Genomic DNA, 23382 nt, shown 5'->3' with positions numbered 1-23382 from the left:
ATTTGGTTGCTGATAATGGCCGTATGATCTCTGCATGAGCAATGAAGTTCCTATCGATGAGATCGACAGCGAAATTTTGTTTCACCTCAGCCAGGACGGGCGTCTGACCAATGTCGAACTGGCGAAGCGGGTCGGGCTGACTCCGCCGCCCTGCCTTCGCCGTGTGAAGCGCCTGGAGGAGAGCGGCGCGATCTCCGGATACCGGGCCGTCATCGACCCCGCAGCGCTCGGCCGCGGCCTGGACGTGCTCATCGACGTCGAGGTCAGCGCGAACGACCGCAGGACGTTCCTGGAGTTCGAGGAGACGGTGACGTCCTTCGAGGAGGTCGTGGAGTTCCGCCGGATGTTCGGCCGCCCCGACTACTTCATCCGCGTCGCCGTCGCCGACCACGCGGCCTACGAGGTCTTCCTCACCGACAAGTTGAGCGCTCAGGCGTGCGTACTGCGGGTGGTCTCCCACCTCACCATGAAGCGGATCAAGGGCGGCCCGTAAACCCCTCGCCGCACAAGCCTGGACCCTACAGAAACCCGTCCGGCAGAGTCGCCCCGACCGAACGCAGATGCCTGAGGGCCGCCGCGAGCGAGTAGCAGTCGAAGAGGGCCGAATGCTCCTGGCCCGAGCCGGGCTTGGGCAGGCCGAGCACCTGCCACAGGCGGCCCACGTTCGCCGTCGCCGTCGGGGGTGCGACATGGTTCAACCACGGCCGTACGTTGAGGAATCGCGCCGCGAGCCAGCTGCGCTTCAGCTCTTCTCCGCGGGCCCGGACCCAGCCGACGTTCTCGCCGAGTACGACCATGTCGTTGCCGTACGAGAGCACGGACTGGTCCTGGCAGAACCCCAGGAAGTCGCCCAACGCCCGGGCCGGCGCGACCCCTTCGAGGTCCACCTGCTCCTGCTGGATTCCCGTGAGTTCGGTGAAGTAGGGCGAGAGCCGAGGGTTCGTCACCGGGCGGACGAGTGTCTCGAACTCCTCGACCACGGCGTACTGCTCGTCCAGCCGCAGCGCCCCGATCTGCACGATCTCCCGCAACTGACCGGGCTCCGCCCAGTCCCGCTCCAGCGCGCCGGGCCAGGACGTGAACTCCAGGTCGAACAGAACGAATGTCGTCACAGTCTCCGTGCTCCTTGGTGGGAGGGCTCGGAACGCATTCTCCGGGGCCGACGCCGGATCGGCGCCCGTGGACACCGTCCGTTCCAGGGAAGCACGGCCCACCGGCACCTGCCGTCCACTTCCGGTCAATGCCCGAGCCCGTACGCGCAAGGCAACCGGTGGGAAGGACGGCACTTGGGCCCCCACGCGAGCGTACGGTCGTACCTTCCAAGGTGTACGGTCGTCCCCATGCCGACGGACCACTTTGCCGACGACCCGCGGACCAACCTGGAGCGGATGCTCGCGGGCGACCTCTACATCGCCGACGACCCGGAGATCGGCCGCCGCGTGCAGCGCGCGATGCGCCTCACCGCCCAGTACCAGGAGCACTACCTGGAGGACCCGCCCAAGGCCAGGTCCGTACTCGAAGAGCTGCTCGCCGAGGTGGGCGAGGACGTGGACCTGCGGCCACCGCTGTACGTCGACCTCGGCAGCAACATCACCATCGGCGCGCGCACCTTCGTCAACTACCACCTGACCGCCCTCGACGTCGCCGCGATCACCATCGGCGACGACTGCCTGATCGGCCCGAACGTCCAACTCCTCACGCCCACCCACCCGGTGGAGCCCGAACCGAGGCGGGACAAGCTGGAGGCGGCGCAGCCCATCACCATCGGGGACAACGTCTGGCTCGGCGGCGGAGTCATCGTCTGCCCCGGCGTGACCATCGGCGACAACAGCGTCATCGGCGCCGGAGCGGTGGTCACCAAGGACATCCCCGCCGGTGTCGTCGCCGTGGGCAACCCGGCCCGTCCGATCCGCAGTATCTGAGGAACTCGGGAGCACATCATGGCCACCGGACACGCGGACCCGCAGCGGCGCGCACGCATCCTCGCCGCCGCCCTCGACCACATCGCCGAGGAAGGCGTCGCGGGCGTCTCCCACCGCAAGATCGCCACCCGCGCCGGGGTGCCCCTCGGCTCGATGACGTACCACTTCTCCGGCATCGACGAACTGCTGCGCGAGGCCTTCACCGGCTTCGCGGACCACTTCGTGACCGTCTTCGAGGAGCACCTCGGCCGCGCCACCACGGCGGAGGAGGCCTGCGAAGCCGTCACGGACCTCGTCCACACGCTGTCCGAAGGGCCCCGCCGCGACCTGGTCCTCACCCAGGAGCTCTACACCCTGGCCGCCCGCCGCCCCGAGTACCGCAAACTCACCCAGTCCTGGATGCGCCGCAGCCGGCAACGCCTGGAACAGCACTTCGACCCGGAGACCGCACGCCAACTCGACGCGCTCATCGAGGGGTTGACCCTGCACCGCGCCCTCGACCCGGCCCCGCACGACCGCGCCCTGACGCGTCAGGCGATCCGGCGCATCACGACGGTCACGCCCCCCACGACCGTCGCGCCCCCCACGACCGGCCCCGCCTCCGCCTCCGGCCGCTAACCCACCAACACGTCCCGGCCGGACAGCTTCGCCACCACACCGTCCTCGGCCACCGACAGCTCCCGCAGCCGAAGGTCGACCGGCAGGTCGTCCGGCAGCCGCGCGTCGAACTCCATCGCCTCCGCGACCTTCGGCTCCCGCACCTTCCGCAGCCCCGCGACCAGTGCCGGGTCGATGCCCGTGGGCTCCAGGAGCGAGGGATGCTCGACGAGAGCGTCCAGGGCCCGGCCCTTGAGGAGCTGGTCGGCGCGCGTCGGCCGGCCCGTCGCCTCCCGCAGCGCACCCTCGTCCACCTTGCCCGCCGCGGGTGCCGCAAGCCGCAGACCGCCGCCCTTGCCGGGGGTGTACGTCAGCAGGCCCGGTACGACGAGACGGGCGTCGGCGACCTTCATCGTCACGCCGCGGTCGCCGGTGCGCCGCACCTCGGCACGTGCCCGCACCTTGACCTGCTTCCCGGCCACCGGCATGTCGCCGCGCGCGAACACCACGTTCTGCTGCCGACCGGGCGTCAACTTCACCTGGGACGCGCCCACTTCACGGTTCAGGTCGTCGAACGCCAGGAACACCTCGCCGCGCACCCGGCCGAGCACGGCGCCCTTCACCGAGCCGGGCAGGCTGCCGACGAGCCGGATGTCGTCCACGCCCACCTTCACCTGCGCCACGGAGACCGGACCGGCGGCCACATCGGGAACGTTGACCTCGACACGGTCCAGGCCGCCCGTCGCCACCTGCGCGACGAACGGGAAGCTGTCGATGTGCACCTCGGGCTCGGCCCGCAACTTCAGGGCGTTCCGCACCTCCTGCGCCGCGAGATTCTCCGCGTAGAGCACGGCCCAGCGGTCCCCGAGCGCGAGGAACGCGAGCAGAACGACCAGTGACACCACAGTCTTCCGGATCCTGCGCAGCCTGCGCCGACGCTTCACGCGATCCGTGGCGGCCGACGCCGAACTGCCGTCCGCAGCCGCCCGTTTCGCCTCCCCGGTACCGGCGTCCCCGTCCGTACCGGCGCTCTCCCGGGAGGTCCGGGCCCCCGGTATCCGGGTGGTGGCGTCGTCCTCGGGCTGTCCTTGTCCGTTCGCAATCACCGGCTCATGCGATCACAGCGCGGCGTTCGCGTTCAAACGCGCCCGCGCGGGCCTCAACCGCGTTCCCGCAGGTACGTGTCCAGCTCGGCGGCGCCCGTCAGCATGGCCCGGCCGCGGGCGGACAGACGGCCGTGCCAGTCCGACAGGGCGCCCTCCAACGGCTCGAGTCCGCCGGCCGCGCGCACCTGGGCGATCAGCGGGGCGATCTGCTCCAACAGGTGGCCGCCGCGCCGGAGTTGGTGGGCGAGGCGGGCGTCCCGTACGTCGGCCTCGTCGTACACGCGATACCCCGTGCGCGGATCGCGGCGCGGGCTGACCAGTCCGGCGCGCTCCCACTTGCGGAGCGTCGCGGGACGGATGCCAAGGCGGTGTGCCAGCGGGCCGATGAAGGTGTCGCCGGACGGGGGAGTGCCGCCGTCGCCGCTCGGCCGCATGGCTTCGAGGTCGCGCAGCGCGTGCTCCACCGCCCTCAACGTCCGCCGGTCGTCGAGGAGTTGGGCGTGACTCTCGTCGATCAGTCGGTACGCCTCCTCGTCGGCGCCCTCGTTCACGGCCCGCATGATCGAAGCGGCCGTGGGGTGACCATGGCCGGGGGCCAGCGCGAGGAAAGCGCGCAGGGCACTCGCGTGCACGGGGGTGTACGTGCGGTACCCGGACGCGGTGCGGTCGGCGGGCGGGAGGATGCCGGACTCCTCGTAGTTGCGCACCGCCTGCGTGGACAGACCGTGCTCGCGCGCCAGATCCACCGGCCGCAGCCGCACCCGGGTTTGAGGGTTGTCCGCCATGAACCCGCCCGATCCTCCATCACACTCAGCAAAAGTTTCCACCGGAGGTTCAACGATAGCGTTGAAGGCATGGCCACCGACATCCAGGAAATCACCGAAGCAACCCATGCCCTCGACGCCGCCGCCGTCCTGAACCTGCTCCCCACCCGGCCCCGCGTCCTCGGCCTCGGCGAGCCCACCCACGGCGAGGACTCGCTGCTCGACCTGCGCAACGACCTGTTCCGGCAGCTCGTCGAGCAGGCGGGCTACCGGACGATCGCGCTGGAGAGCGACTGCCTGCGGGGCCTGGCCGTGGACGCGTACGTCACCTCCGGAACCGGCACCCTCGACGAGGTCATGGCGCACGGCTTCAGCCACGGCTGGGGCGCGTCGGCCGCCAACCGCGCACTCGTGCGCTGGATGCGCGCGTACAACGTCCAGGCCGACCGCGACGGCCGCCCCGCCTCCGACCGCCTCCGCTTCGCCGGCTTCGACGGCCCGCTGGAGATCACCCACGCCGAGAGCCCCCGCCAGGCGCTCCTGGCCCTGCACGGCCACCTCGCGGCCCACCTGCCCGCCAACCTCCTGCCCTGCACGGCGGAGACCCTCGACGACCTGCTCGGCACCGACGACCGCTGGACCGAGCCCGCGGCGATGAGGGACCCGGCACGCTCCGTGGGCCAGTCGCCCGAGGCCCGCCAACTACGCCTGTACGCCGACGACTTGACCACCCTCCTCGAAGCGAACGCCCCGCACCTGCTCGCCACCTCCACCCCGGACGACCAGGACCGGGCACACCTGCACGCGCGCACCGCGACCGGCCTCCTGCGCTACCACCACTGGATGGCCGACACCTCACCGATCCGCATGTCCCGTCTCATCGGCGTACGGGACCACATGATGGCCGGCAACCTCCTCGCCCTGGCCGAGCGCGGAACGGTGCTCGTCCACGCGCAGAACTCCCATCTCCAGCGCGAGAAGAGCTCGATGCGCATGTGGGATCAGCCGCTCGTGGAGTGGTGGAGCGCCGGTGCGCTGGTCAGCGCACGCCTCGGCGAGGAGTACGCCTTCCTGGCCACGGCGCTCGGCACCATCCGGCACCAGGGAGTGGACGCCCCGCCGCCGGACACCCTCGAAGGACTCCTGTACGCCCTCCCGGAGGAGCACCGCCCCCCGGACCGGGAAGGCCTCCCGCTGGAGCAGTGCCTCCTGGACACCGCCCGCCTCGCCACCGCCCTCGGCGACCAGCGCCCCCACCCCCGGGTCTCCCCGTGGTTCGGCTACGCCCCGCTGGACCCGGCCCACTTGGAGAGCATCGACGGCGTCGTCTTCGTCAAGGACGTACCGCAGCGGTAGGGCCCGTCTCCCCCGTTGGGGGGCGTCGTCCCTCAGTCGGTCCCCTTCGTCAACCCGGCCTCCGCGCACGCCGCCGCGTACTTCGCCGTGCAGATGTCCGACACCTTGAAGATGCCGTCCTTGATGACCGTGCTCTTGATGTTCTTGCGGGTCAGCGGCTCCACCACCACTGTGTGCGCCCGGATGTCCTTGGCGGTCGGGCTGTCCACGCGGTCGGCCGTCATCGCCTCGAACTCGATGTCGCGCCCCTGCGAGATCCGCACCGCCATCTCGGCGGCCGTCGCGGCCTCCTCCGTATAGGGCTTGTACACACTCATGTACTGATCACCTGTCAGGATCCGCCGGACGGCGGCGAGTTCGGCATCCTGGCCGGTGACCGGCGGCAGCGTGCCGACGCCGGAGTCCTTCAGGGCTTCGATGATGCCACCGGCCATGCCGTCGTTGGCCGAGTAGACCGCCGCGATGTTCTCGGCACCGAGCTCGGCGATCGCCCGCTCCATGTGCTCCTTGGCGTTCGAAGGCTTCCAGCCCGCCGTGTCGTACGACTTGGCGATCGTCACCGTGAGCTTGAGGCGGCTGGTCGCACCGGCCTCCAGCTGCGCGCTGTTCGGGTCGGTCGGCGAGCCGTTGATCATCACGATCTTGCTCTTCTTCGTCGCGTCGTCCCCGAGCGCGTCCAGGATCGACTTGCCCTGGACCTCGCCGACCAGCTGGTTGTCGAAGCCGATGTACGCGTCGATCGGCCCCTCCGCGAGGCGGTCGTACGCGATGACGTTGACGCCCGTCTTCTTGGCGGCCCGTACGGAAGGGGCGATGGCGTGGGCGTCGACCGGGTCCACGACGATCGTGTCCACCCTGTCGGCGATCATCGAGCGCATCTGCCGGCTCTGCCGCTTCGGGTCCTGATCGGCGTTCGCGTACACGAGGCGGCCCTGGCCGTTCGTGAGCTCCTCGACCTGCTGCTCGATGATGGGCCGGTCGAACTTCTCGTACCGGGCCGTGTCCTTCTCCGGGAGCAGCAGGCCGATCGTCACGTCGTCGCCCTTCGTCGCTTCCGGGCTGCTGGTGCTCTCGCTCCCGGGCAGCATGCCGCCGCACGCTGTGAGAGTGACCAGCTGGACGGATGCGATGCAGGTTGCGGCTGCGCATCGCATGCGCGTGTTCATGGGGTGCCTCCCTGAGATGGCCGCGACATTACGGCCGAATGGAGGGCAGCCAACTCGGTCACCCCACCCGAGTCAAGAGGTGAAGCCACAACGCAACCGAACCGGGTTCCGGCGTTCGCCGGGTGAAGCGGCGTCCACGGCACAGGGGCACGCGGCCGCCCGGCCCCACGGTCACTTCACGGCGTTCCGCCAGACGGAGACGGCGAACGTGGCCTGCTCGGCGGGCGCCGGGGCGCGCATCGTGACGAGTGCCGCGTGGCCGTCCTGCGTGAAGAGGCAGATCTGGCGGCCCGTTCCGGCGTCGGCCAGGTCGATGTTCTTCGTGTACGCCGCCTGCTTCCGGCACACCTCGAGGGAACCCTTGCGATCGGCCGGGAGCAGCGCGAGGCGATTGCCGTCGCGGGTACGCAGCCGCTCGGAGTGGTAGCGGAAGTCGATCTCGTCCTTGTTCCAGGCGCCGGAACGGACCGGCTCCAGAGGCTCGCCGTCCAGGTGGAGATGCCAGCCGTGGGGGAGTCGTACGGTGCCCTGGACCGTGGGCTCGGAGGGCTCCGGCCGGGGGCGGGGTTGCTCGGTCTGCTCGGCGGGGCCGGGCGGGGCGGTCGCCGGGTCGCCGTCCGTGGCAGGGCTGTTGTCCACGGCGTTGGTCCGCCGCCCGTCGTCCGGCGCCAGCGCGTACCCCGCCCCGGCCGCGAGCACCAGCGCCGCGCAGCCTGCCGCGAGGAGCAGCGGCCTGCGGCGCCGGGCGGGTCGGTCACCGGACGGCTTGGCAGGCGTGGTGGACACCTCATCGAACCCCGCGACCGCCACCGGGGTCCCCTCCGGCCCGGGAGCCGCGACCGGGAACGCCTCGGCGAGGGCGGGCGGCAGCCACTGCTCGGGCCGGCGCAGACCCCGCGCCTCGACCGCCGTACCGCAGGCCGCCATGACCTCCGCGAGCGCGGGCCTGTCGGCCGGGTCCTTGGCGAGGCAGCGGGCCACGAGGTCGTACAGCGGCGCCGGGACGCCGGACAGCTCGGGCGGTTCGTGCACCACGCGGTAGAGCAGGGCCTGCGCGCTGCCGTCGCCGAACGCCGGTGTGCCCGTCGCCGCGAACACCGCGAGCTGTCCGAGCGCGAACACATCGGTGGCCGGTCCCACGTCACGCCCGCCCAGGGCCTGTTCGGGCGCCATGTACGCGGGCGTGCCGACCACGTACCCACCGGCGGTCAGGAGCGTGGCCTCGGTGGCGCGGGCGATGCCGAAGTCGATGACGCGCGGCCCGTCGGCGGCAAGCAGCACGTTGGACGGCTTGAGGTCCCGGTGCACGAGGCCCGCCCGGTGCACGGACTGCAGCGCCTCGGCGACACCCGCGACGAGCAGCAGCACCGAGTCCACGGGCAGCGCACCGAACCGTGCGACGGCCTCGGCGAGCGAGGGACCCGGCACGTACGCGGTCGCCAGCCAGGGCCGGGCCGCCTCCGTGTCACTGTCCAGGACGGCCGCGGTGAACAGCCCGTCCACCCGCTCCGCCGCCCGCACCTCCCGCCGGAACCGCCGCCGGAACCCCTCGTCCTCGCTGAGCTCCTGCCGTACGACCTTCACGGCCACCGCCCGGCCGCCCGGCGTGTACGCGAGATACACCTGGCCCATCCCGCCACTGCCGATCCGACCCCGCAGCGAAAAGCCGCCGACCCGCTCCGGATCGTCCGGGGTGAGCGCCTGCACACGCGCCAACTGCGCGCCGGACTCGTTCATGGACCTGCCGTACCTCGCCCCCGTACACCCACACCGAACGCAGGAACGCTACCGAACCCGCCGTACGCGATCCGCGCGGGGCCGCTGATTCTCGGCGCCGACGCGAACGAGTCCTGCCTGAGCCGGGTCCTTGCCTGCCTCAGGGCTGCTGCCCCAGCGCGCTGTGCTCCTGGGCGGCCGCCGCGCGGTCGCCGTCCGGGCGAGGGGACTTCGCGAGGGTCGACTCGCGCAACTGCGCTCGGAGTTCAGCGGCGGGTTCGCCCAGGATGACTGCGCTGACGACGAGTTCCAGCATCAGGCGGTCGTAGGCGTCACTCGTCGGCTTGTAGTGTGCCCGGTCGCCCTCGACCACGGCGGCGACGATCCGCCGGCCGCCGTCGGGCGCGGGCGCGAAGGTCGCCTCGTAGATGCCGCGTCCCGTCCAACTCCGGTGCAGGAAGAGGACGTTGCCCTCGGTCAACTCCCGGCCCCCGAACACCCCCCCCAACAACCCGGCCCCCGAAGCAGATTCCCCCGCCCGGCGACGTGCGCGGGCGGGGGAACCGGGGAGGAGGGAATGCGGGGTCAGCGGCCGGCGGGGATGGAGGGGCGGTCGCCCTCGGCGTCGGCGTTCTCGCCGCCGCGTACCCAGACCGTGCGCTGCGGGAAGGGCATCTCGATGCCGGCGTCGTCCAGGGCGTCCTTGACGCGGCGGCGCAGCTCGCGCGTGATGGCCCACTGCTTGAGCGGGGCGGTCTTCACGACGAGGCGGACGACGACGCCGTCGGGGCTGAGCGACTGCACACCCCAGACCGACGGGTCCTCGAGCAGGACGTCCTTGAAGTCCGGGTTCTTCCGCAGGGCGAGCCCGGTCTCCTCCAGGACGTCGAAGACCGTCTCCAGGTTGGAGTCGTAGGCCACGGACACGTCGAGGACCGCGCGGGCCCACTCCTGGCTGTCGTTGCGGACGCGCATGATCTCGCCGTTGCGGATGTGCCACAGACCGCCGTTGAGGTCGCGGACCTGCGTGAGGCGAAGCCCGACGTGCTCGACCTCGCCGACGGCCTCGCCCAGGTCGACCGAGTCGCCCACGCCGTACTGGTCCTCGACCATGATCAGCATGCCCGCGAGGTAGTCCGCGACGAGGCTCTGCGCACCGAAGCCGATCGCCAGACCGACCACGCCCGCGCTGGCGAGGAGCGGGCCGAGCGCGATGCCGATCTGGTCCAGGACCATGGCCAGGCCCATCACGGCGATCACGATGGTCACGATGCTGCTGAGCACCGAGCCGATCGTGCGGGCCCGCTGCTCGCGGCGCTCGTCCGCGCGGCTCGTGTCCCGCTGCAGCACGGCGGGGCCGCGCGTGGACCGGCGGGGCTCGTCGCCCCCGTTCTGGAGCACGCGCTCGACGACGCGAGTGATGGCCCGCTTGGCGAGCACACGTACCAGCATCGCCCCCAGCACGATCAGGAGGATGCGCAGCGGAACACCCACCAGGGTGCCGAGGTTGTCCTGCAGCCATGCCGGGGCGGCGAGGGCCGGGTTGTCTTGGCTGCTCAGGAGGTACGACGCGGTCGCGTCGACGGATGACACGGAAGGGCTCCGTTCGATCGATGGCTGCGGCACCAGGGGCCCGGCGCCAGGAGGCCGAACCTATTTACCGGGCTCCGCCGAGGTCAAAAAGTGTGGAGAGCGCGTACAGGCGGGGTGAACGGATGAGGAGCCCGGCGGGGCGGCGGCGGCCGGGGTGCGGGCTTGGCTGTGCCGGTGCGGAGCGCTGTCGAGGAATCTCGAATATTTTGTGAGCACGAATATTCCTTGACAGGAATATTCGTGTGCGAGAATACTCATAGTCATGGACGCACTCCTCTCCGCCCTGGCCGACCCCGTCCGCTGGCGGCTCGTGAGCCTGCTGGCCGAGCGGCCCCGCTCCGTCGGGGTCCTCGCCCAGCTCGCCGAGGCACGGCAACCCCAGACGACCAAGCACCTCCAGACCCTGGAGCGGGCCGGCCTCGTCACGGCGGAGCGCACCGGCCAGCGCCGCATCTACACCCTCCGCTCCGCCCCGCTCCGGGAGTTGGTCACCGCACTGACCCGCCTCGCGGACACCGTGGACCAGGACGGAGGCGCGTACGAAACGTACGAGCGCCACGGGCGCAGCGTCGACGCGGAACGCGGCGCGGCCGACCGGCAGGGCTGGGCGGACGGCCGGACCTTCGACTTCCACCGCCCGCTGGCAGGGGGCCCCGAGCAGGTCTGGCGCCATCTGACCGAGCCCGCCCTGCTCCGCCGCTGGTGGACCCCGGACGACCTGAAGGTGTCCGAGCTGGTCTTCGAGGCGCGGCAAGGCGGGCGGATCGTCCTGGAGTACCGCGACGTCGAGGACGCGGCGGGCACCGATGCGGTCGCCGGACGCGGAGAAGGCGTCGTCGAAGAGGCCCGCCCCGGCGAGGGCCTCACCTACCGGCTCTCCCCGCGCCTGCCCGACGGCGGCACCGCGTTCACCGCCCACGTCGACTTCGCCCTCAGGCGCACGGCCACCGGCACCGACCTGGACGTCCGCTACCGCATCACCGACAGCGCGGTCGACTCCGCGGACTTCGTCGCCGGCATCGAACTCGGCTTCGGCCAGAGCCTCGACAAGCTCGGAGCCGCTCTGTCCGCCGAGGGCGCAGAGCACTGACGACACGACCGGCCCCTGATCCTGACCCTGACCCTGATCACGCTCGCACGCAGCACCGACACGAGGAGCACGGGATGACCGAGCACGAGATGACTGAGCACGAAATGACCGAGCACGAAATGACCGAGCAAACGACCGAGCGCACCGGCCGCCGCGTGACCGCCAACCTCAGCCTCTCCCTCGACGGGCGCTACCACGGACCCGCCGGGCCCGGCGACTTCAGCATGTTCGCCCCGTACGTGACCAGCGAAGTCGCCCGGGGCCAGCTCACCCGCATCTGGGAGGGCGCGACGACGGCACTGCTCGGCCGCGTCAACGCCGAGGGCTTCCTCGGGTACTGGCCCGCGGTCGCCGCCGACGAGCACGCCGACCCGCGGGATCGCGGCTACGCGAAGTGGCTGGTCGACACGGAGAAGGTGGTCTTCTCGACCACCCTGAGCGAAGCACCCTGGGAGCGCGCCCGCGTGGTGAACGCCCCGGCCGCCGACGTCGTCGCCGAGCTCAAGGCGAGCGGCGAGGGCGACATCCTCGTCAACAGCTGCCCGAGCCTGATCAAGCCGCTCCTCGAGGCAGACCTGATCGACCGGCTCTACCTCATGATCTTCCCGGAGATCGCCGGAGGCGGGCAGCGCCTGTTCGACGACGGCCTGCCCGCCACGCAGTGGAAGCTCGCGCACCAGGAGACCGGTGAGCTGGGCGAGTTGGCCATGGTCTACGACCGCGTACGGTAACCAGCCGCCGGAACGGGCCGCGTTGTCAGTGGTGGCTGCAAGGCTGGGACGCATGGACATGGACAAGGAAGAGGAGCTGCTCCGCGGCCGCATCTACGGCCAGGACCACGACGACCCGCGCAGAGGCCCCCAACCCGGCCGGACCTACGCCCAGTTGGTCGGCGGCCCGCTCGACGGCCTGCTTCTGGACGTCACGGGCCTGACGCCCCAGGAGGCCACGACCGGCGTCGCGCTCGAAACGGAACTCGGACGGTTCGGCGCCGCCGGCCGGGCGCTCTACGACCCGCGCCCCGGCGACCCCGCCCACTGGGACTGGTCCGGGGACACCCCCGACACCCCCTGAGCCGAGGAGCGGTCATCGCCTCGCCATGCGGCAGGTGTCGCGGTGCAACATCATGAACAGGGCCGGTGCGCGCAACCCGCCGCCCTGGCCCGTCCCCTCTGCCCGCCCCGGCCCCTCCCCTCTGCCCGCCCCCTCCTAGGAACCGGCCGCCGGAAGGAACGCGTCATGAAGGCACTGCAGTACCGCGCCGTGGGCGCCGCCCCCGAGGTCGTCACCGTCGCCGATCCGGAGCCGGGGCCCGGCGAGGTTCTGCTGAAGGTCACCGCGGCCGGTGTCTGCCACTCCGACATCGCCGTGATGAGCTGGTCCGCCGGGCAACTGCCCTTCCCACTGCCCCTGACCCTCGGCCACGAGGGCGTCGGCACGGTCGAGGCACTCGGCGCGGGTGCCACCGGCTTCCAGGTCGGCGACGCGGTCGCGGTCTACGGCCCCTGGGGCTGCGGCAGCTGCCACATGTGCGCCCAGGGCAAGGAGAACTACTGCCTGCGGGCCGCCGAGCTCGGCATCAGACCGCCCGGGCTCGGCGCCCCCGGCGCCATCGCCGAGCACATGATCGTCGACAGCCCGCGGCATCTCGTCCCGCTGGGCGACCTCGACCCGGTGCAGGCCGTGCCCCTGACCGACGCGGGGCTCACCCCGTACCACGCGATCAAGCTGTCGCTGCCCAAGCTGCTGCCGGGCAGTACGGCCGTCGTCATCGGCACGGGCGGGCTCGGCCATGTCGCCGTCCAGCTGCTGCGCGCCATGACCGCGGCGCGGGTCGTCGCCCTGGACGTCACCGAGGAGAAGCTCGCCCTCGCCCGCGAGGTCGGCGCACACGAGGCGGTCCTGTCCGACGCGGCCGCCGCCACCGTGGTGCGCGAGCTGACCGAGGGCAGGGGAGCGGAGGTCGTCCTGGACTTCGTGGGCGCCCCGCCGACGGTCGCATCCGCGGGCGCGATGGTGGCCGTCGAGGGTGACGTGACCCTGGTCGGCCTGGGCGGCGGCGCCCTCCCGGTCGGCTTCGGCGTGGTGCCGTACGAGGCCAAGGTCTGCTCGCCCTACTGGGGCACCCGCGCCGAGCTGATCGAGGTGCTCGACCTGGCCCGTGCGGGAGCGGTCGAGGTGCACGTGGAGAAGTACAGCCTGGACGAAGCGCCTCAAGCGTACGAGCGGCTGCACCACGGGAAGGTCGACGGCCGCGCGGTGATCCTGCCCCACGGCTGAGGGGGGAAGGGGGACTCGCTCCCGCCGCGCGGTGCGTCAGACCCGGTCGAGCGGCCGGTGCGGCTGAGCGGGGAGTTCCACCGTGACCGGGTCGCCGGGGCGCACCGTGCCGCCCGTACGTACGACGCTCATGATCCCGGCCTTGCGGACCAGGTTCCCGGCCTCGTCGCGCCCGACGACCTGCTTCAGCAAACCCTGCTGGAAGGCGTCGATCTGCACACACGGATTGCGCAGCCCGGTCACCTCCACGACCGCCGCGCCGCCGATCCGCAGCAGCGTGCCGACCGGCAGGGCGAGCAGGTCGAGGCCGCGCGTGGTGATGTTCTCCCCGAGAGCACCGGGCCTCACCTCGAACCCCTCCGCGCCGACCTCGGCGAACAACTCCTCATGCATCAGGTGCACTTGACGCAGATTCGGCTGGGTCGGGTCCTGGGCGACCCGCGATCGGTGCTTCACCGTCACCCCGGCATGGACGTCACCCTCCACGCCGAGCCCGGCGAGCAACGTGATGCTGTCCCGGTCGGGCTTCGTGAACGAGTGGACCCCATTGCTGCTGACCGCCGTGACCGTGCCGTTCAAGGTCCGTCCCCCCTCGTTGCCGGTGAGCGGGCACGAGCCTAACGCCCCGCGGCGGACGCCTCGAAGAACCGCCACCGACCTCTGCGGGGGAAAGCCCCCTCAGGGTCCCGCAGGGGAATGCGGGTGCGCCGTCGCGAGCGCGTGCCGCATCATGCCGGGGTGATCGTGATGCAGCCCGTCCTGGAGATCCGCGGCCCCACCGGCTTCGACCTGTGGCCCGTGGCCGAAGTGCCGCCGTACGGATTCCTGCCGCTCGGCGGAGCGCTCACCCCCGCCGAGGTCGGGACCGCCGTCATGGCCGTCGCCGCCTGCAACGACATCGAGCCCGCCGCCGACGAACCGCCGCGCCCCACCGACCCCGTCCGCGGCTTCCTGCACGGACTGCTCACCCTGGACCCGCTCTTCGCCGCCGGCGGGCTGCGCGTCACGGACACCGCGACCGGCGTGACCCTCGTGCCGGGATGCTGCAACGGCATGGACGAGCGCGGCGACTGGCAGCTCGTGGTCGACGGCGGCAGCGCGGGCTTCGGTCACGACCCGTCCCCGCTGGCCGAACGGCTCGGCGACACCGTCCGGCTGACCGTCGACGCCGAGGCCGCGGACAGCCCGCGTATCGACCTCCCGGTGACGGACCTGCGGCGCCTCCTCGCGGCCGCGGAACACGACCTGCAAGCGTTCCACGGCCTGGCCTCCGCCTGGTGCGCCACGCAACTCCCCGACGCGGCAGGGGAATTGACCGAAGCGCTCGCCAGAGCCCTGGCCGTCCCTAACTCCCGAGAATCACCATCCGCTGAGTAGCCCGAGTCATCGCCACATACCGGTCGACCGCACCCTCGACGCCCGTACCGAACGACTTCGGATCCACCAGCACCACCAGGTCGAACTCCAGGCCCTTCGACAGCTCCGGCGTCAGCGACCGCACCCGCGGCCTCGCCTCGAAGGCCGCGTCGCCGATGACGCACGCCACGCCCTCCGCGTGCTCCGCCAGCCAGGCGTCCAGGACCGGGTCGAGCTCGCCGACCGCTCCGTACGTGACGGGGATGCCGCTGCTGCGGATCGACGTCGGCACGTTCGCGTCCGGCAGCACCTCCCGGATCGCCGGCTCCGCCGCCGTCATCACCTCTTCCGGCGTGCGGTAGTTGATGCTCAGCGACGCGACCTCGATCCGGTCGAGGCCGACCCGTTCCAGCCGCTCCTGCCACGACTCCGGGAAACCGCGCCTGGCCTGCGCCCGGTCACCGACGATCGTGAAGCTCTGCGACGGGCAGCGCAGCAACAGCATCTGCCACTCCGCGTCGGTCAGCTCCTGCGCCTCGTCCACGACGACATGGGCGAACGGCCCGGCGAGCAGGTCCGGTTCGACGGCCGGCAGCGCGCTCTCGTCGACCAGGCTGTCCTGCAGGTCCTTGCCGCGCAGCATCGTCACCGCGCCCTCGCCGTCCGCGTCGGCCGCGATCACGTTCTCGATGACCCCCGCCATCCGCTCCCGCTCGGCGGCCACCGCGGCCTCGTGCCGGCGCCTGCGCCGCGACGCCTCCGGATCGCCGAGCCGCTGCCGGGCCGCGTCGAGCAGCGGCAGGTCGGACACGGTCCACGCCTGCGGCTCCGCCCGCTGCAGCCTCCGTACGTCCTCGCGCTCCAGCCAGGGCGCGCACATCCGCAGATACGCGGGCACCGACCACAAGTCGCCCACCAGATCGGTGGGTTCGAGCAGCGGCCACGCCCCGGACAGGGCCCGCACCAGGTCCCGGTCCTGTCGCAGCACCCGCCCGAACTGCTCCTCCGTCACCTCCTCGGCGCGCCCGGCGAGACGGGCCTGTTCGAGCAGGATCGTCACCAGCTCCTCCCAGACCACGTCCCGCGCCTCGTTGTGCGGGGTGCTCGGCCCGGCCGCGCGGAACGCCTCCGCCCAGTCGTCGGCGGTGAGCCGTACTTCGGCCCACGGCGTCGGGACGGTCATCGGCTCAGTCGGCGGCTCCTCGTAGAACCGCACGGCCGTCTCGACCGCCCGCACCATGTCCGCGGACGACTTCAGGCGCGCCACCTCCGGATCCGTCTCCTCCGCCGCGCTCGCGCCCTCCGCGACGAGATCCCGCACCGTGCACGTCTGCACCCCCTCCTCGCCGAGGCTGGGCAGCACGTCCGACACGTACGCGAGATACGACTGGTGCGGACCGACGAACAGGACGCCGCCCTTGCGGTGCCCGAGGCGCGGGTCGGAGTAGAGCAGGTGGGCCGTGCGGTGCAGGGCGACCACGGTCTTGCCGGTGCCGGGCCCGCCGTCGACGACGAGCGCGCCCCGCGAACCGGCCCGGATGATGGCGTCCTGGTCGGACTGGATGGTGGCGAGCACGTCCCGCATCCGGCTCGACCGCTCGCCGCCCAGGCTCGCCACGAACGCCGACTGGTCGTCGAGCGCCGCATGCCCCTCAAGGCCCTCGGCGATGAACACCTCGTCCCAGTAGTCGCCGATCCGCCCACCCGACCAGCGGTACCGGCGGCGGCTGACCAGGCCCATCGGGCCGGCGTGTGTCGCCGCGAAGAACGGCTCGGCGGCGGGGGAGCGCCAGTCGACGAGCAGTCGGCGCCCCGAGGGGTCGGTGAGGCCGAGCCGGCCGATGTACACGGGCTCCGCGTCGTCGGCGGTGACGATGCGGCCGAGGCACAGGTCGAGACCGAAGCGGCGCAGGGTGCGCAGGCGGCCGGTCAGGCGCCGCACCTGCTGGTCCCGCTCCATCGCCTCGCGCCCGACCCCGCCCGGAGCCCGCAGCTGGGCGTCGAGCTGCTCGGACAGCTCGGCGACCGACTGCTCCAGGCCGTCCGAGACGGCCGCGAAGTGCTTCTCGTCGGCGGCGATCAGGATCGGGTCGGCCTTGGCGGCGAGGTTCTCCGGGAGGGCGAAGGCGCTGGTGGTCAGTGGAGTCATGTCTCCCGTTTCCGCAGGTCGTGGCATCAGGGGAGCGATTGTGAGGCATGGTGGGGGCCTTGCCGCAAGGCCCCCACTGCGCTATAAGTTGAAAGTGGCAAGGAGTGGGTTCGCCCCCTTGCCACTTCTTTTTTCGCCCACGAGAACGCACGAGAACGCCGTGTGCCCCGGCCCGGGAACGACTCCCGGGCCGGGGCACACGGCTCAACTCACCTTCGTACGTACGGATTACGTACGAACTGCGCACGCATCAGGCACCGCTCGCGTCGAGCATCTCCTCGCGCTCCACGATCTTGACGCGCTCGCGGCCCTGCGGCTCGCCCAGCGCCTTCTCCGCGGCGTCGAGCTTGTACCAGCCGTCCCACGTCGTGTAGCGGACGCCGCGCTCGCCGAGGAACGCCGCGACGGCCTCGGGGGCGGGCTCCGACGGGGACTGCAGCCGACCCTCGGCGTGGTCCTCCAGGAGGTTGGCGACGGTCTCGTTGGCGTCACCCTTGGTGTGGCCGATCAGCCCGACGGGTCCGCGCCGGATCCAGCCGGTGACGTACGTGGACGACATGTGCGTGCCGCCGTCCTCGATCACCCGGCCGCCCTCGTCGGGGACGGTGCCGGACGTGACGTCCCAGGGGAGCTTGGCCAGTTCGTCGGAGAGGTAGCCGACGGCGCGGTAGACGGACTGGACGTCCCAGTCGGTGGTCTGGCCGGTGCCCTTGACGTTGCCCGTGCCGTCCAGTTCGGTGCGCTCGGTGCGCAGGCCGACGACCTTGCCGTCCTCGCCGAGGATCTCCTGCGGCGACTCGAAGAAGTGCAGGAAGAGTTTGTGCGGGCGGTCGCCGACGTCGCGGATCGCCCAGTTCTCCAGGGTCTTGGCGACCATATCGGTCTGCTTGTTCTTGCGGCGCTCGGCGATCGAGCCCTCGTCGTAGTCGATGTCCTCGGGGTTGACGATGACCTCGATGTTCGGCGAGTGGTCCAGCTCCCGAAGCTCCATCGGGCTGAACTTCGCCTGCGCCGGGCCGCGGCGGCCGAAGACGTGGATCTCCTTGGCGCGGTTGGCCTTCAGCCCCTCGTGGACGTTCGGCGGTATCTCGGTCGGCAGCAGCTCCTCCGCCGTCTTGGCGAGGATACGCGCGATGTCGAGGGCCACGTTGCCGACGCCGAGTACGGCGACCTTCTCCGCGGACAGGTCCCAGTCGCGCGGCACGTCCGGGTGGCCGTCGTACCAGGAGGCGAAGTCCGCGGCGCCGAGGGAGCCGTCGAGCTCCACGCCGGGGATGCGGAGTTCGCGGTCGGCCATCGCACCGGTGGAGAAGACCACCGCGTCGTAGAAGCTGCGCAGCTCGTCGAGGTCGATGTCGTTCGGGTAGTCGACGTTGCCGAAGAGGCGGACCTGCGGCTTGTCCAGGACCTGGTGCAGGGCGTTGACGATTCCCTTGATCCGGGGATGGTCGGGGGCGACGCCGTAGCGGATCAGGCCGAAGGGGGCCGGCATGCGCTCGAAGAGGTCGATGGACACCCCCGGGTCGGCAGCCGCCGCGGACTTCAGCAGAGCGTCGGCGGCGTAGATGCCGGCGGGACCGGCTCCGACAATGGCTACCCGCAGAGGGCGCGGCATGTTCAGGTTCCCTTCGAGTGATGGCTGGTGCTCAAGGGGAATCCTAAAGTAAGGCAAGCCTAAGTCGGTAGGCGGGTCCGCTTTATGAGCTCATAAGGCAGGGTTATGGGTTCGCCAAGTATGACTTTGGGTCGCTCCACGGCTTACGGTACCCCGTCGCCGCAGGTCGGCCGCACATCACCGGAACAGCCCGACGGGGGTACGCAGTACTGGGTTCAGAAGCACCGGCCTCCGGCCGTCGCATCACCGAGGTCGAGACGATCGGCGTCGAGCGCCTACCCGACGCGGACCGCAGCGCCCGCCCCCTCGACCTGTTCCGGCTCGCCTTCGGCGGCGCCAACACCTTCGCGACCTGCGTGCTCGGCGCCTTCCCATCCTCTTCGGCCTGTCCTTCCGGCAGGGGCTCGCGGCGACCGTGCTCGGACTCGTCGCCGGTGTGCTGCTGCTCGCGCGGCTGCGGCTCCACCGGGGACGCTCGGCGGACACCGTGGCCGGCTGGCGCATCGGCGCGCGCGGTGACGACTGGATCCGCCTCGAAGCGGCCTCCTGGTTCCTGACCGGCAACCTCGTCGTCCGGGTGACCGACGGGACGCTGTCCCTGGTCACCCTCCTGCGCTTCGACCGGCTTCCGGGACGCGTGATCTGGGCCCTGCTGTCCGGCATCCACCGGCGCCTCGCCCCCGGCCTGCTCCGGGACGCGCGCGGGAGGCTCCGGGCACGGTGATCGGCCTCGACGTGGACCTCGTCGGCGGCCGCCCGGTGCGGGGCCGGTGCGGAGGCCGGGGCGGGACGGCCTCGGTGGTCACGGCCTGACGGACTGCCAGATCCGGTCCGGCAGGGACGCCATGGCCGCGTCCAGGTCCACGTCCGCGAGCGTGAGCCAGCGGCGGGCGACCGCGACGACCGGGCCCAGGACGAGTGCCTCGATCAACGGGGCGGGCAGCGCGGCCAGTTCACCGGCCGCGACGCGGGCGTCGATCCACTCGGCGACCGGCGAGAGGCGGGCCTCCTGGGAGTCGCGGACCGTCTCGATGTTCGCCATCTGGTCCTGGTCCACGGTGGCCGAGTGCAGCAGCCGCGAGGCGTCGGGGTGGTCGCGGACGAAGCCGAGGTAGGCGTGGACGACCCCGTCGACGGCCGCACGCGCCCCGGCGGCTTGCGTGAGCGCCGTGACCAGCTCGTCGAGCAGCCGCCCGAGCCAGCGCCCCGCGAGCGCGAGGACGACGCCGTGCATGCTGCCGAAGTGGTGGTAGAGGCTCCCCGAACTCACCCCGCTGGTACGGGTGATGGCCTCCACGGTGAGGCCGGCCTCGCCCGACGAGGCGTAGATCCGCAGTGCGGCGTCAAGGACCTGCTCGGCGGTCGCTTGTCCACGCTTCTGCTTGGGGCTCATCGAAGGGGCGTCCTCGGGGTCGGCACGGCTGGGGCGGGGCGGGGCAGGGCGCGGAACAGGGTGTACGTCGCAAGGGTGTACGCCGCAACCGAAGCCTAGAGGACCCCTTCCGGAGAGGTTCGCGCAGGAACGGGCGTCCGGAACGGAATCCGGTCAACTGCCGTGTCCGAACTGGCCAGTTGTCGGCCGGTGCCTACGGCTTCCCGCCAGGGGCGCCGCACACTTCTGGAAGCGGTTGCTGTTGCTGACACGTCGACGACGACCCGTTCCGCCGACAGCGGAGGACGACATGAGTGACCTCAACGACGTCGCCCCACGCCTCCTGCGGAGGCTGGAGAGCCGCCACCTCTTTCTCCGGGCGTCCGAGCCCGCACCGGCCGACCCGCGCCACCAGACCGTGATCCAGGTCTGCTGGAAGGACGGCGTCGACGCGTACGGCCTGCCCGTCGGCCACATGGTGCGCACCCGCTACCGCCGCGGCCTCATGGGCCACATCGTCGAACACTGGGCCGCCCACGCCTCCACGGACCCCCGCCGCCCCGTCCGCCCGGAGGTCGCCGCCCACCTCCACGACATCAACGACGCCCTGGGCGCGGTCCTGGACCACATCCACCCGCGGTACAGCTAGGCCGCCCGAAGCCCTCAGGGGCGGCACCGTGTGCCAGGGTGTCCGGATGGTGCACTGGCGGGCCGAGAGCCCTCAACTCTGGGCGTACCTGGAGTCCCTGCAGTACGGCGAGATCCTCACCGGCGAGGTCGCGGCGATCGAGCGCTACGGGGTGTTCGTCGCCCTGGACGACGCCCCCGGCCACCCCACCCTGCCCGGCGTCGGCTTCATCACGGTCCCCGAACTGTCCTGGCGGCACCTCGGAGCGCTCAGCGACGTCGTCGCCGTCGGGCAGCGCGTCACCTGCGCGTTCCTCCAGTTCGACCAGCGCAACGCCGAGGCCAGACTGTCTCTCCGCGCACTTCTGCCGGACCCTTTTCGGGCCTTCGCGTTCCGTACCTCGGTCGGTCAGACGCTGTGCGGGACGGTCGACAAAGTGGTCTCCTTCGGTGTGCTCGTCGAGGTCGGGGACGGAGTGTTCGGGCTGCTGCCGTACCAGGACGTCGACGGGGGTCCCGGTGAGGTCGCGCCCGCGCAGGACCTCCGGCCCGGCGACAGGATGTCGGTCGTCGTCGCGGCGATCGACCACAGCCGACGCAGGGTGTTCCTCTCGATGCCCTCATCCCGTACCAGTGCCGATGAGTTCCGCCCCCGCCCCCGGTCTACCCGTTGAGACCGTACGTCGCGAAAGCTGGAGGATTCATGAGCCGCAAGGCGTTGCCCGAAGTCGTCGATGCCGAGACCTGGCAGCGGCACCTCGACGACCTGCGGGTTCGGGAGAAGGCCGCGACCCGGGAGCTCGACGCGATCGCCGCGCAGCGGCGCCGTATGCCGATGGTCGAGATGCCGGACTACACCCTGGAGGGGGAGCACGGGCCGGTGCGGCTCGTCGACGTCTTCGACGGGAAGTCCCAGCTGATCGTCTACAACCACATGTGGTTCCCCGGAGAGAAGTGGCAGTGCTCGGGGTGCACCGGTTTCACCGCCCAGTTCACCCGGCAGGAGTTCCTCGACGCCTACGACGCGAGGTTCGTGATCGTCACGCAGGGCCCGATCGACGAGGCCCTCGCGTACAAGCGCCGGGTCGGCAACCGGATGACCTGGTACTCCACCGCGAACAGCCCGTTCGGCACCGACGTGGGCGCGCCTCCCGGCGGGGGCTTCGCGCTCAACGTGTTCCTGCGCGACAGTGACAGCGACACCGTCTACCGCACCTGGCACACCACCAGCCGCGGCGTCGAGCAGCTCAGCCACACCTTCCCCCTGATCGACACGCTCCCGTACGGCCGTCAGGAGGAGTGGCAGGACGTCCCGGAGGGCTGGCCGCAGTCGCCGACGTACAGCCGCTGGCCCAGCTCCGAGGAGTTCGCCGCCTGGTACGGCTCCGAGGACTGAGCCCGGAGTACGCGGAGCACCCGTGGTGCCCGGCGTCAGGCGCGCGGCACGAGTGACCGTGCCGCGTCCCGTGCGTGCCCGAGCGCGCTCTCGCGGTCGGCGCCGCGCAGGCCGAGCACCACGCGCGTGCTCAACCCGTCGAGCAGCGCGAGGAGTTGGGCGGCCGCGGCCGCCGTGTCGTGCGGTGCGAAGCGGCCCTGGCGGACGCCGCGTTCGAGCAGGGCCGCCAGGTCGTCCTGCCAGCCCGCGTCGAGTTCGTCCTGCGGCTCGCGCAGCGCCTCGTCGGCCGGGGTGCGCGCCCACAGCTCGATCCACAGCGTCCACCGCGGATCGCGCGGGCCGAGCGGTAGATACAGGCCCAGGAACTGGTCGAGTTTGCGGTCGGCGGTGACCCGGCGGGCGAGCAGCGCGCGCCGCTCGTCCGCGAGCCGGCCCTCGCTCCAGCGCAACGCCTCCAGGAAGATCCGGTCCTTGCTGCCGAAGTAGTACAGGATGTGGCCGCCGCTCATGCCCAGGCGGCGGCCAAGCGACGCCATCGTCAGCTCCGCCAGGCCGTGTTCGGCCACCGCCGTCATGACCTCGTCCAGGATCCGCTCCCGCGAGGGCCGCCCGCCGCGCTCCCGCGCTCGCACCGTCACCGCGGTGTCCTTCCTCCCGTACGTGCACTACGTGCCTTCTGCCTCCAGACCCTATCTGCGCAGCTCCAGGTCTTGACCTCGGCCCTTCCACCCCTCATCTTGAATGCTGTTCCAAAAATTTGAACGGCATTCAAGGAGTTTGGAGAGGGCCAGCCGATGACACAGCTGCCGACGACCCCGCCGGAAGCGGGTACGGACCACCCCGGCCGTTCCGCGCCGGACACGGGCCTTGGCCATGCCGACGAGGTCTTCCGGATCGAGACGCACGGCATCGAACCGATCCCCGAGGCCGCGCGCCACGGCGGCGCCAAGGACCTGTTCTGGCTCTGGTTCGGCTCCAACCTGACTTTCACGTACGTCATCAACGGCGCCCTCGCCGTCGCCTTCGGCCTCAGCTTCTGGCAGGCCGTCGGCGTGATCGTCGTCGGCGGCCTCGCCTTCTTCGCCATCAGCGCCGCGGGCTACAGCGGCGTACGCACCGGCACCGCCACCCTCGTGATCTCCCGTGCCGCCTTCGGCGTACGCGGCAACTGGCCCGCAGGGCTGCTCAACTGGGTCGTCTCGATCGGGTACACGGTCGTCAACACCGTGGTCGGCGCCCTGGCCCTGGAGGCGTTCTGCGCCCACCTCGGCTGGACC

The 23382-nt window shown here is 71.4% G+C and carries 25 protein-coding genes and 1 pseudogene; 14 read left to right on the top strand and 12 right to left on the bottom strand.

Annotated elements, in window-relative coordinates:
• Positions 1-34 precede the first annotated feature (34 nt).
• Positions 35-493 (top strand): Lrp/AsnC family transcriptional regulator, encoded by a 459-nt coding sequence (locus RCO28_RS22475; RefSeq protein ID WP_308943004.1) that lies wholly within the window; start codon positions 35-37, stop codon positions 491-493.
• Between the two features lie 25 nt (positions 494-518).
• Here the strand turns inward: RCO28_RS22475 and RCO28_RS22470 are convergent, their stop codons facing one another.
• Positions 519-1112, bottom strand: a complete 594-nt coding sequence (locus tag RCO28_RS22470; protein WP_308943003.1) for a 3'-5' exonuclease — start codon at positions 1110-1112, stop codon at positions 519-521.
• A 228-nt stretch (positions 1113-1340) separates the two neighbouring features.
• Here RCO28_RS22470 and RCO28_RS22465 point away from each other — a divergent pair, with 228 nt between their 5' ends.
• Entirely contained in the window at positions 1341-1922 is a 582-nt protein-coding gene (locus RCO28_RS22465; RefSeq protein WP_308943002.1) for a sugar O-acetyltransferase, read from the top strand.
• An 18-nt stretch (positions 1923-1940) separates the two neighbouring features.
• A complete protein-coding gene (locus tag RCO28_RS22460; protein ID WP_308943001.1) occupies positions 1941-2540 on the top strand; it encodes a TetR family transcriptional regulator in 600 nt (199 codons plus the stop codon).
• On the opposite strand, the gene RCO28_RS22455 is transcribed toward RCO28_RS22460, so the two are convergent.
• Positions 2537-3421 (bottom strand): DUF2993 domain-containing protein, encoded by an 885-nt coding sequence (locus tag RCO28_RS22455; RefSeq protein ID WP_308943000.1) that lies wholly within the window; start codon positions 3419-3421, stop codon positions 2537-2539. The genes RCO28_RS22460 and RCO28_RS22455 overlap by 4 nt on opposite strands.
• Positions 3422-3678: 257 nt before the next feature.
• The gene (locus RCO28_RS22450) at positions 3679-4410 is read right to left on the bottom strand and encodes a TioE family transcriptional regulator (protein WP_308942999.1); all 732 of its coding nucleotides are present in this window, start codon (positions 4408-4410) and stop codon (positions 3679-3681) included.
• 69 nt (positions 4411-4479) lie between these two features.
• Between RCO28_RS22450 and RCO28_RS22445 the strand changes: the two genes are divergently transcribed.
• A complete protein-coding gene (locus RCO28_RS22445) occupies positions 4480-5745 on the top strand; it encodes an erythromycin esterase family protein (protein WP_308942998.1) in 1266 nt (421 codons plus the stop codon).
• A 32-nt stretch (positions 5746-5777) separates the two neighbouring features.
• Here the strand turns inward: RCO28_RS22445 and RCO28_RS22440 are convergent, their stop codons facing one another.
• The 4 genes from RCO28_RS22440 to RCO28_RS22425 form a co-directional block, all read right to left on the bottom strand.
• Positions 5778-6911 carry a substrate-binding domain-containing protein gene (locus tag RCO28_RS22440; RefSeq protein ID WP_374991219.1) on the bottom strand — a complete coding sequence of 378 codons (1134 nt, stop codon included), beginning with the start codon at positions 6909-6911 and terminating at the stop codon, positions 5778-5780.
• A gap of 171 nt (positions 6912-7082) precedes the next feature.
• Complete coding sequence (locus tag RCO28_RS22435; protein ID WP_308942996.1) at positions 7083-8648, bottom strand: serine/threonine-protein kinase; 1566 nt, start codon at positions 8646-8648, stop codon at positions 7083-7085.
• Between the two features lie 139 nt (positions 8649-8787).
• Positions 8788-9108: a hypothetical protein gene (locus RCO28_RS22430; protein WP_308942995.1), complete on the bottom strand. Its 321-nt coding sequence runs from the start codon at positions 9106-9108 to the stop codon at positions 8788-8790.
• Positions 9109-9212: 104 nt separating this feature from the next.
• Positions 9213-10220: a mechanosensitive ion channel family protein gene (locus RCO28_RS22425; protein ID WP_308942994.1), complete on the bottom strand. Its 1008-nt coding sequence runs from the start codon at positions 10218-10220 to the stop codon at positions 9213-9215.
• Between the two features lie 262 nt (positions 10221-10482).
• Between RCO28_RS22425 and RCO28_RS22420 the strand changes: the two genes are divergently transcribed.
• The 4 genes from RCO28_RS22420 to RCO28_RS22405 all read left to right on the top strand — a co-directional run bounded on the left by RCO28_RS22420 (position 10483) and on the right by RCO28_RS22405 (position 13590).
• Entirely contained in the window at positions 10483-11310 is an 828-nt protein-coding gene (locus tag RCO28_RS22420; protein ID WP_308942993.1) for a metalloregulator ArsR/SmtB family transcription factor, read from the top strand.
• 119 nt (positions 11311-11429) lie between these two features.
• Positions 11430-12041: a dihydrofolate reductase family protein gene (locus tag RCO28_RS22415; protein WP_308943189.1), complete on the top strand. Its 612-nt coding sequence runs from the start codon at positions 11430-11432 to the stop codon at positions 12039-12041.
• A 52-nt stretch (positions 12042-12093) separates the two neighbouring features.
• Complete coding sequence (locus RCO28_RS22410) at positions 12094-12384, top strand: hypothetical protein (protein ID WP_308942992.1); 291 nt, start codon at positions 12094-12096, stop codon at positions 12382-12384.
• Between the two features lie 165 nt (positions 12385-12549).
• Positions 12550-13590 carry an NAD(P)-dependent alcohol dehydrogenase gene (locus tag RCO28_RS22405; RefSeq protein ID WP_308942991.1) on the top strand — a complete coding sequence of 347 codons (1041 nt, stop codon included), beginning with the start codon at positions 12550-12552 and terminating at the stop codon, positions 13588-13590.
• Between the two features lie 36 nt (positions 13591-13626).
• Here RCO28_RS22405 and RCO28_RS22400 read toward each other — a convergent pair whose 3' ends face one another.
• Entirely contained in the window at positions 13627-14169 is a 543-nt protein-coding gene (locus RCO28_RS22400; protein WP_308942990.1) for an MOSC domain-containing protein, read from the bottom strand.
• Positions 14170-14337: 168 nt separating this feature from the next.
• Here RCO28_RS22400 and RCO28_RS22395 point away from each other — a divergent pair, with 168 nt between their 5' ends.
• Positions 14338-14967: a hypothetical protein gene (locus RCO28_RS22395; RefSeq protein WP_308943188.1), complete on the top strand. Its 630-nt coding sequence runs from the start codon at positions 14338-14340 to the stop codon at positions 14965-14967.
• Here the strand turns inward: RCO28_RS22395 and helR are convergent.
• Both helR and RCO28_RS22385 read right to left on the bottom strand, forming a co-directional pair.
• Entirely contained in the window at positions 14936-17095 is a 2160-nt protein-coding gene (gene helR, locus RCO28_RS22390) for an RNA polymerase recycling motor ATPase HelR (RefSeq protein ID WP_308942989.1), read from the bottom strand. The two genes, RCO28_RS22395 and helR, sit on opposite strands and share 32 nt — an antisense overlap.
• 250 nt (positions 17096-17345) lie before the next feature.
• Positions 17346-18710 (bottom strand): FAD-dependent oxidoreductase, encoded by a 1365-nt coding sequence (locus tag RCO28_RS22385; RefSeq protein WP_308942988.1) that lies wholly within the window; start codon positions 18708-18710, stop codon positions 17346-17348.
• A 415-nt stretch (positions 18711-19125) separates the two neighbouring features.
• Here RCO28_RS22385 and RCO28_RS39380 point away from each other — a divergent pair, with 415 nt between their 5' ends.
• Entirely contained in the window at positions 19126-19434 is a 309-nt protein-coding gene (locus RCO28_RS39380) for a hypothetical protein (protein ID WP_374991218.1), read from the top strand.
• Between the two features lie 78 nt (positions 19435-19512).
• On the opposite strand, the gene RCO28_RS22375 is transcribed toward RCO28_RS39380, so the two are convergent.
• Positions 19513-20103, bottom strand: coding sequence for a TetR/AcrR family transcriptional regulator (locus RCO28_RS22375; protein ID WP_308942987.1), 591 nt, complete (start codon positions 20101-20103; stop codon positions 19513-19515).
• A 289-nt stretch (positions 20104-20392) separates the two neighbouring features.
• Here RCO28_RS22375 and RCO28_RS22370 point away from each other — a divergent pair, with 289 nt between their 5' ends.
• The 3 genes from RCO28_RS22370 to RCO28_RS22360 are packed head-to-tail and all read left to right on the top strand — an operon-like array spanning position 20393 to position 22105.
• Positions 20393-20731, top strand: coding sequence for a hypothetical protein (locus tag RCO28_RS22370; protein WP_308942986.1), 339 nt, complete (start codon positions 20393-20395; stop codon positions 20729-20731).
• A 46-nt stretch (positions 20732-20777) separates the two neighbouring features.
• Positions 20778-21383 carry a S1 RNA-binding domain-containing protein gene (locus tag RCO28_RS22365; protein ID WP_308942985.1) on the top strand — a complete coding sequence of 202 codons (606 nt, stop codon included), beginning with the start codon at positions 20778-20780 and terminating at the stop codon, positions 21381-21383.
• Positions 21384-21412: 29 nt separating this feature from the next.
• A complete protein-coding gene (locus RCO28_RS22360) occupies positions 21413-22105 on the top strand; it encodes a DUF899 family protein (protein WP_308942984.1) in 693 nt (230 codons plus the stop codon).
• A 35-nt stretch (positions 22106-22140) separates the two neighbouring features.
• Here RCO28_RS22360 and RCO28_RS22355 read toward each other — a convergent pair whose 3' ends face one another.
• Positions 22141-22743, bottom strand: a complete 603-nt coding sequence (locus RCO28_RS22355) for a TetR/AcrR family transcriptional regulator (RefSeq protein WP_308942983.1) — start codon at positions 22741-22743, stop codon at positions 22141-22143.
• A gap of 156 nt (positions 22744-22899) precedes the next feature.
• On the opposite strand from RCO28_RS22355, the pseudogene RCO28_RS22350 reads away from it, so the two are divergent.
• A pseudogene (locus RCO28_RS22350) lies at positions 22900-23313 on the top strand (cytosine permease); the annotation flags it as partial.
• Positions 23314-23382: the final 69 nt, after the last annotated feature.

Origin of the sequence: Streptomyces sp. LHD-70 (assembly GCF_031157275.1) — a bacterium.
Classification (GTDB): Bacteria; Actinomycetota; Actinomycetes; order Streptomycetales; family Streptomycetaceae; genus Streptomyces.
Note: the sequence above shows the minus strand (reverse complement) of the source record. Positions and strands in the feature narration are given on the sequence as shown.

Bases quoted from the DNA above. Each gene is read 5' to 3' on its own strand.
- RCO28_RS22385 (WP_308942988.1), bottom strand. From the start codon at position 18,710: ATGCCGCGCCCTCTGCGGGTAGCCATTGTCGGAGCCGGTCCCGCCGGC.
- RCO28_RS22450 (WP_308942999.1), bottom strand. From the start codon at position 4,410: ATGGCGGACAACCCTCAAACCCGGGTGCGGCTGCGGCCGGTGGATCTG.
- RCO28_RS22460 (WP_308943001.1), top strand. From the start codon at position 1,941: ATGGCCACCGGACACGCGGACCCGCAGCGGCGCGCACGCATCCTCGCC.
- RCO28_RS22370 (WP_308942986.1), top strand. From the start codon at position 20,393: ATGAGTGACCTCAACGACGTCGCCCCACGCCTCCTGCGGAGGCTGGAG.
- RCO28_RS22435 (WP_308942996.1), bottom strand. From the start codon at position 8,648: ATGAACGAGTCCGGCGCGCAGTTGGCGCGTGTGCAGGCGCTCACCCCG.
- RCO28_RS22465 (WP_308943002.1), top strand. From the start codon at position 1,341: ATGCCGACGGACCACTTTGCCGACGACCCGCGGACCAACCTGGAGCGG.
- RCO28_RS22405 (WP_308942991.1), top strand. From the start codon at position 12,550: ATGAAGGCACTGCAGTACCGCGCCGTGGGCGCCGCCCCCGAGGTCGTC.
- RCO28_RS22365 (WP_308942985.1), top strand. From the start codon at position 20,778: ATGGTGCACTGGCGGGCCGAGAGCCCTCAACTCTGGGCGTACCTGGAG.
- RCO28_RS22440 (WP_374991219.1), bottom strand. From the start codon at position 6,911: ATGAACACGCGCATGCGATGCGCAGCCGCAACCTGCATCGCATCCGTC.
- helR (WP_308942989.1), bottom strand. From the start codon at position 17,095: ATGACTCCACTGACCACCAGCGCCTTCGCCCTCCCGGAGAACCTCGCC.
- RCO28_RS22375 (WP_308942987.1), bottom strand. From the start codon at position 20,103: ATGAGCCCCAAGCAGAAGCGTGGACAAGCGACCGCCGAGCAGGTCCTT.
- RCO28_RS22360 (WP_308942984.1), top strand. From the start codon at position 21,413: ATGAGCCGCAAGGCGTTGCCCGAAGTCGTCGATGCCGAGACCTGGCAG.
- RCO28_RS22445 (WP_308942998.1), top strand. From the start codon at position 4,480: ATGGCCACCGACATCCAGGAAATCACCGAAGCAACCCATGCCCTCGAC.
- RCO28_RS22415 (WP_308943189.1), top strand. From the start codon at position 11,430: ATGACCGAGCAAACGACCGAGCGCACCGGCCGCCGCGTGACCGCCAAC.
- RCO28_RS22395 (WP_308943188.1), top strand. From the start codon at position 14,338: ATGCAGCCCGTCCTGGAGATCCGCGGCCCCACCGGCTTCGACCTGTGG.
- RCO28_RS22475 (WP_308943004.1), top strand. From the start codon at position 35: ATGAGCAATGAAGTTCCTATCGATGAGATCGACAGCGAAATTTTGTTT.
- RCO28_RS22420 (WP_308942993.1), top strand. From the start codon at position 10,483: ATGGACGCACTCCTCTCCGCCCTGGCCGACCCCGTCCGCTGGCGGCTC.
- RCO28_RS22410 (WP_308942992.1), top strand. From the start codon at position 12,094: ATGGACATGGACAAGGAAGAGGAGCTGCTCCGCGGCCGCATCTACGGC.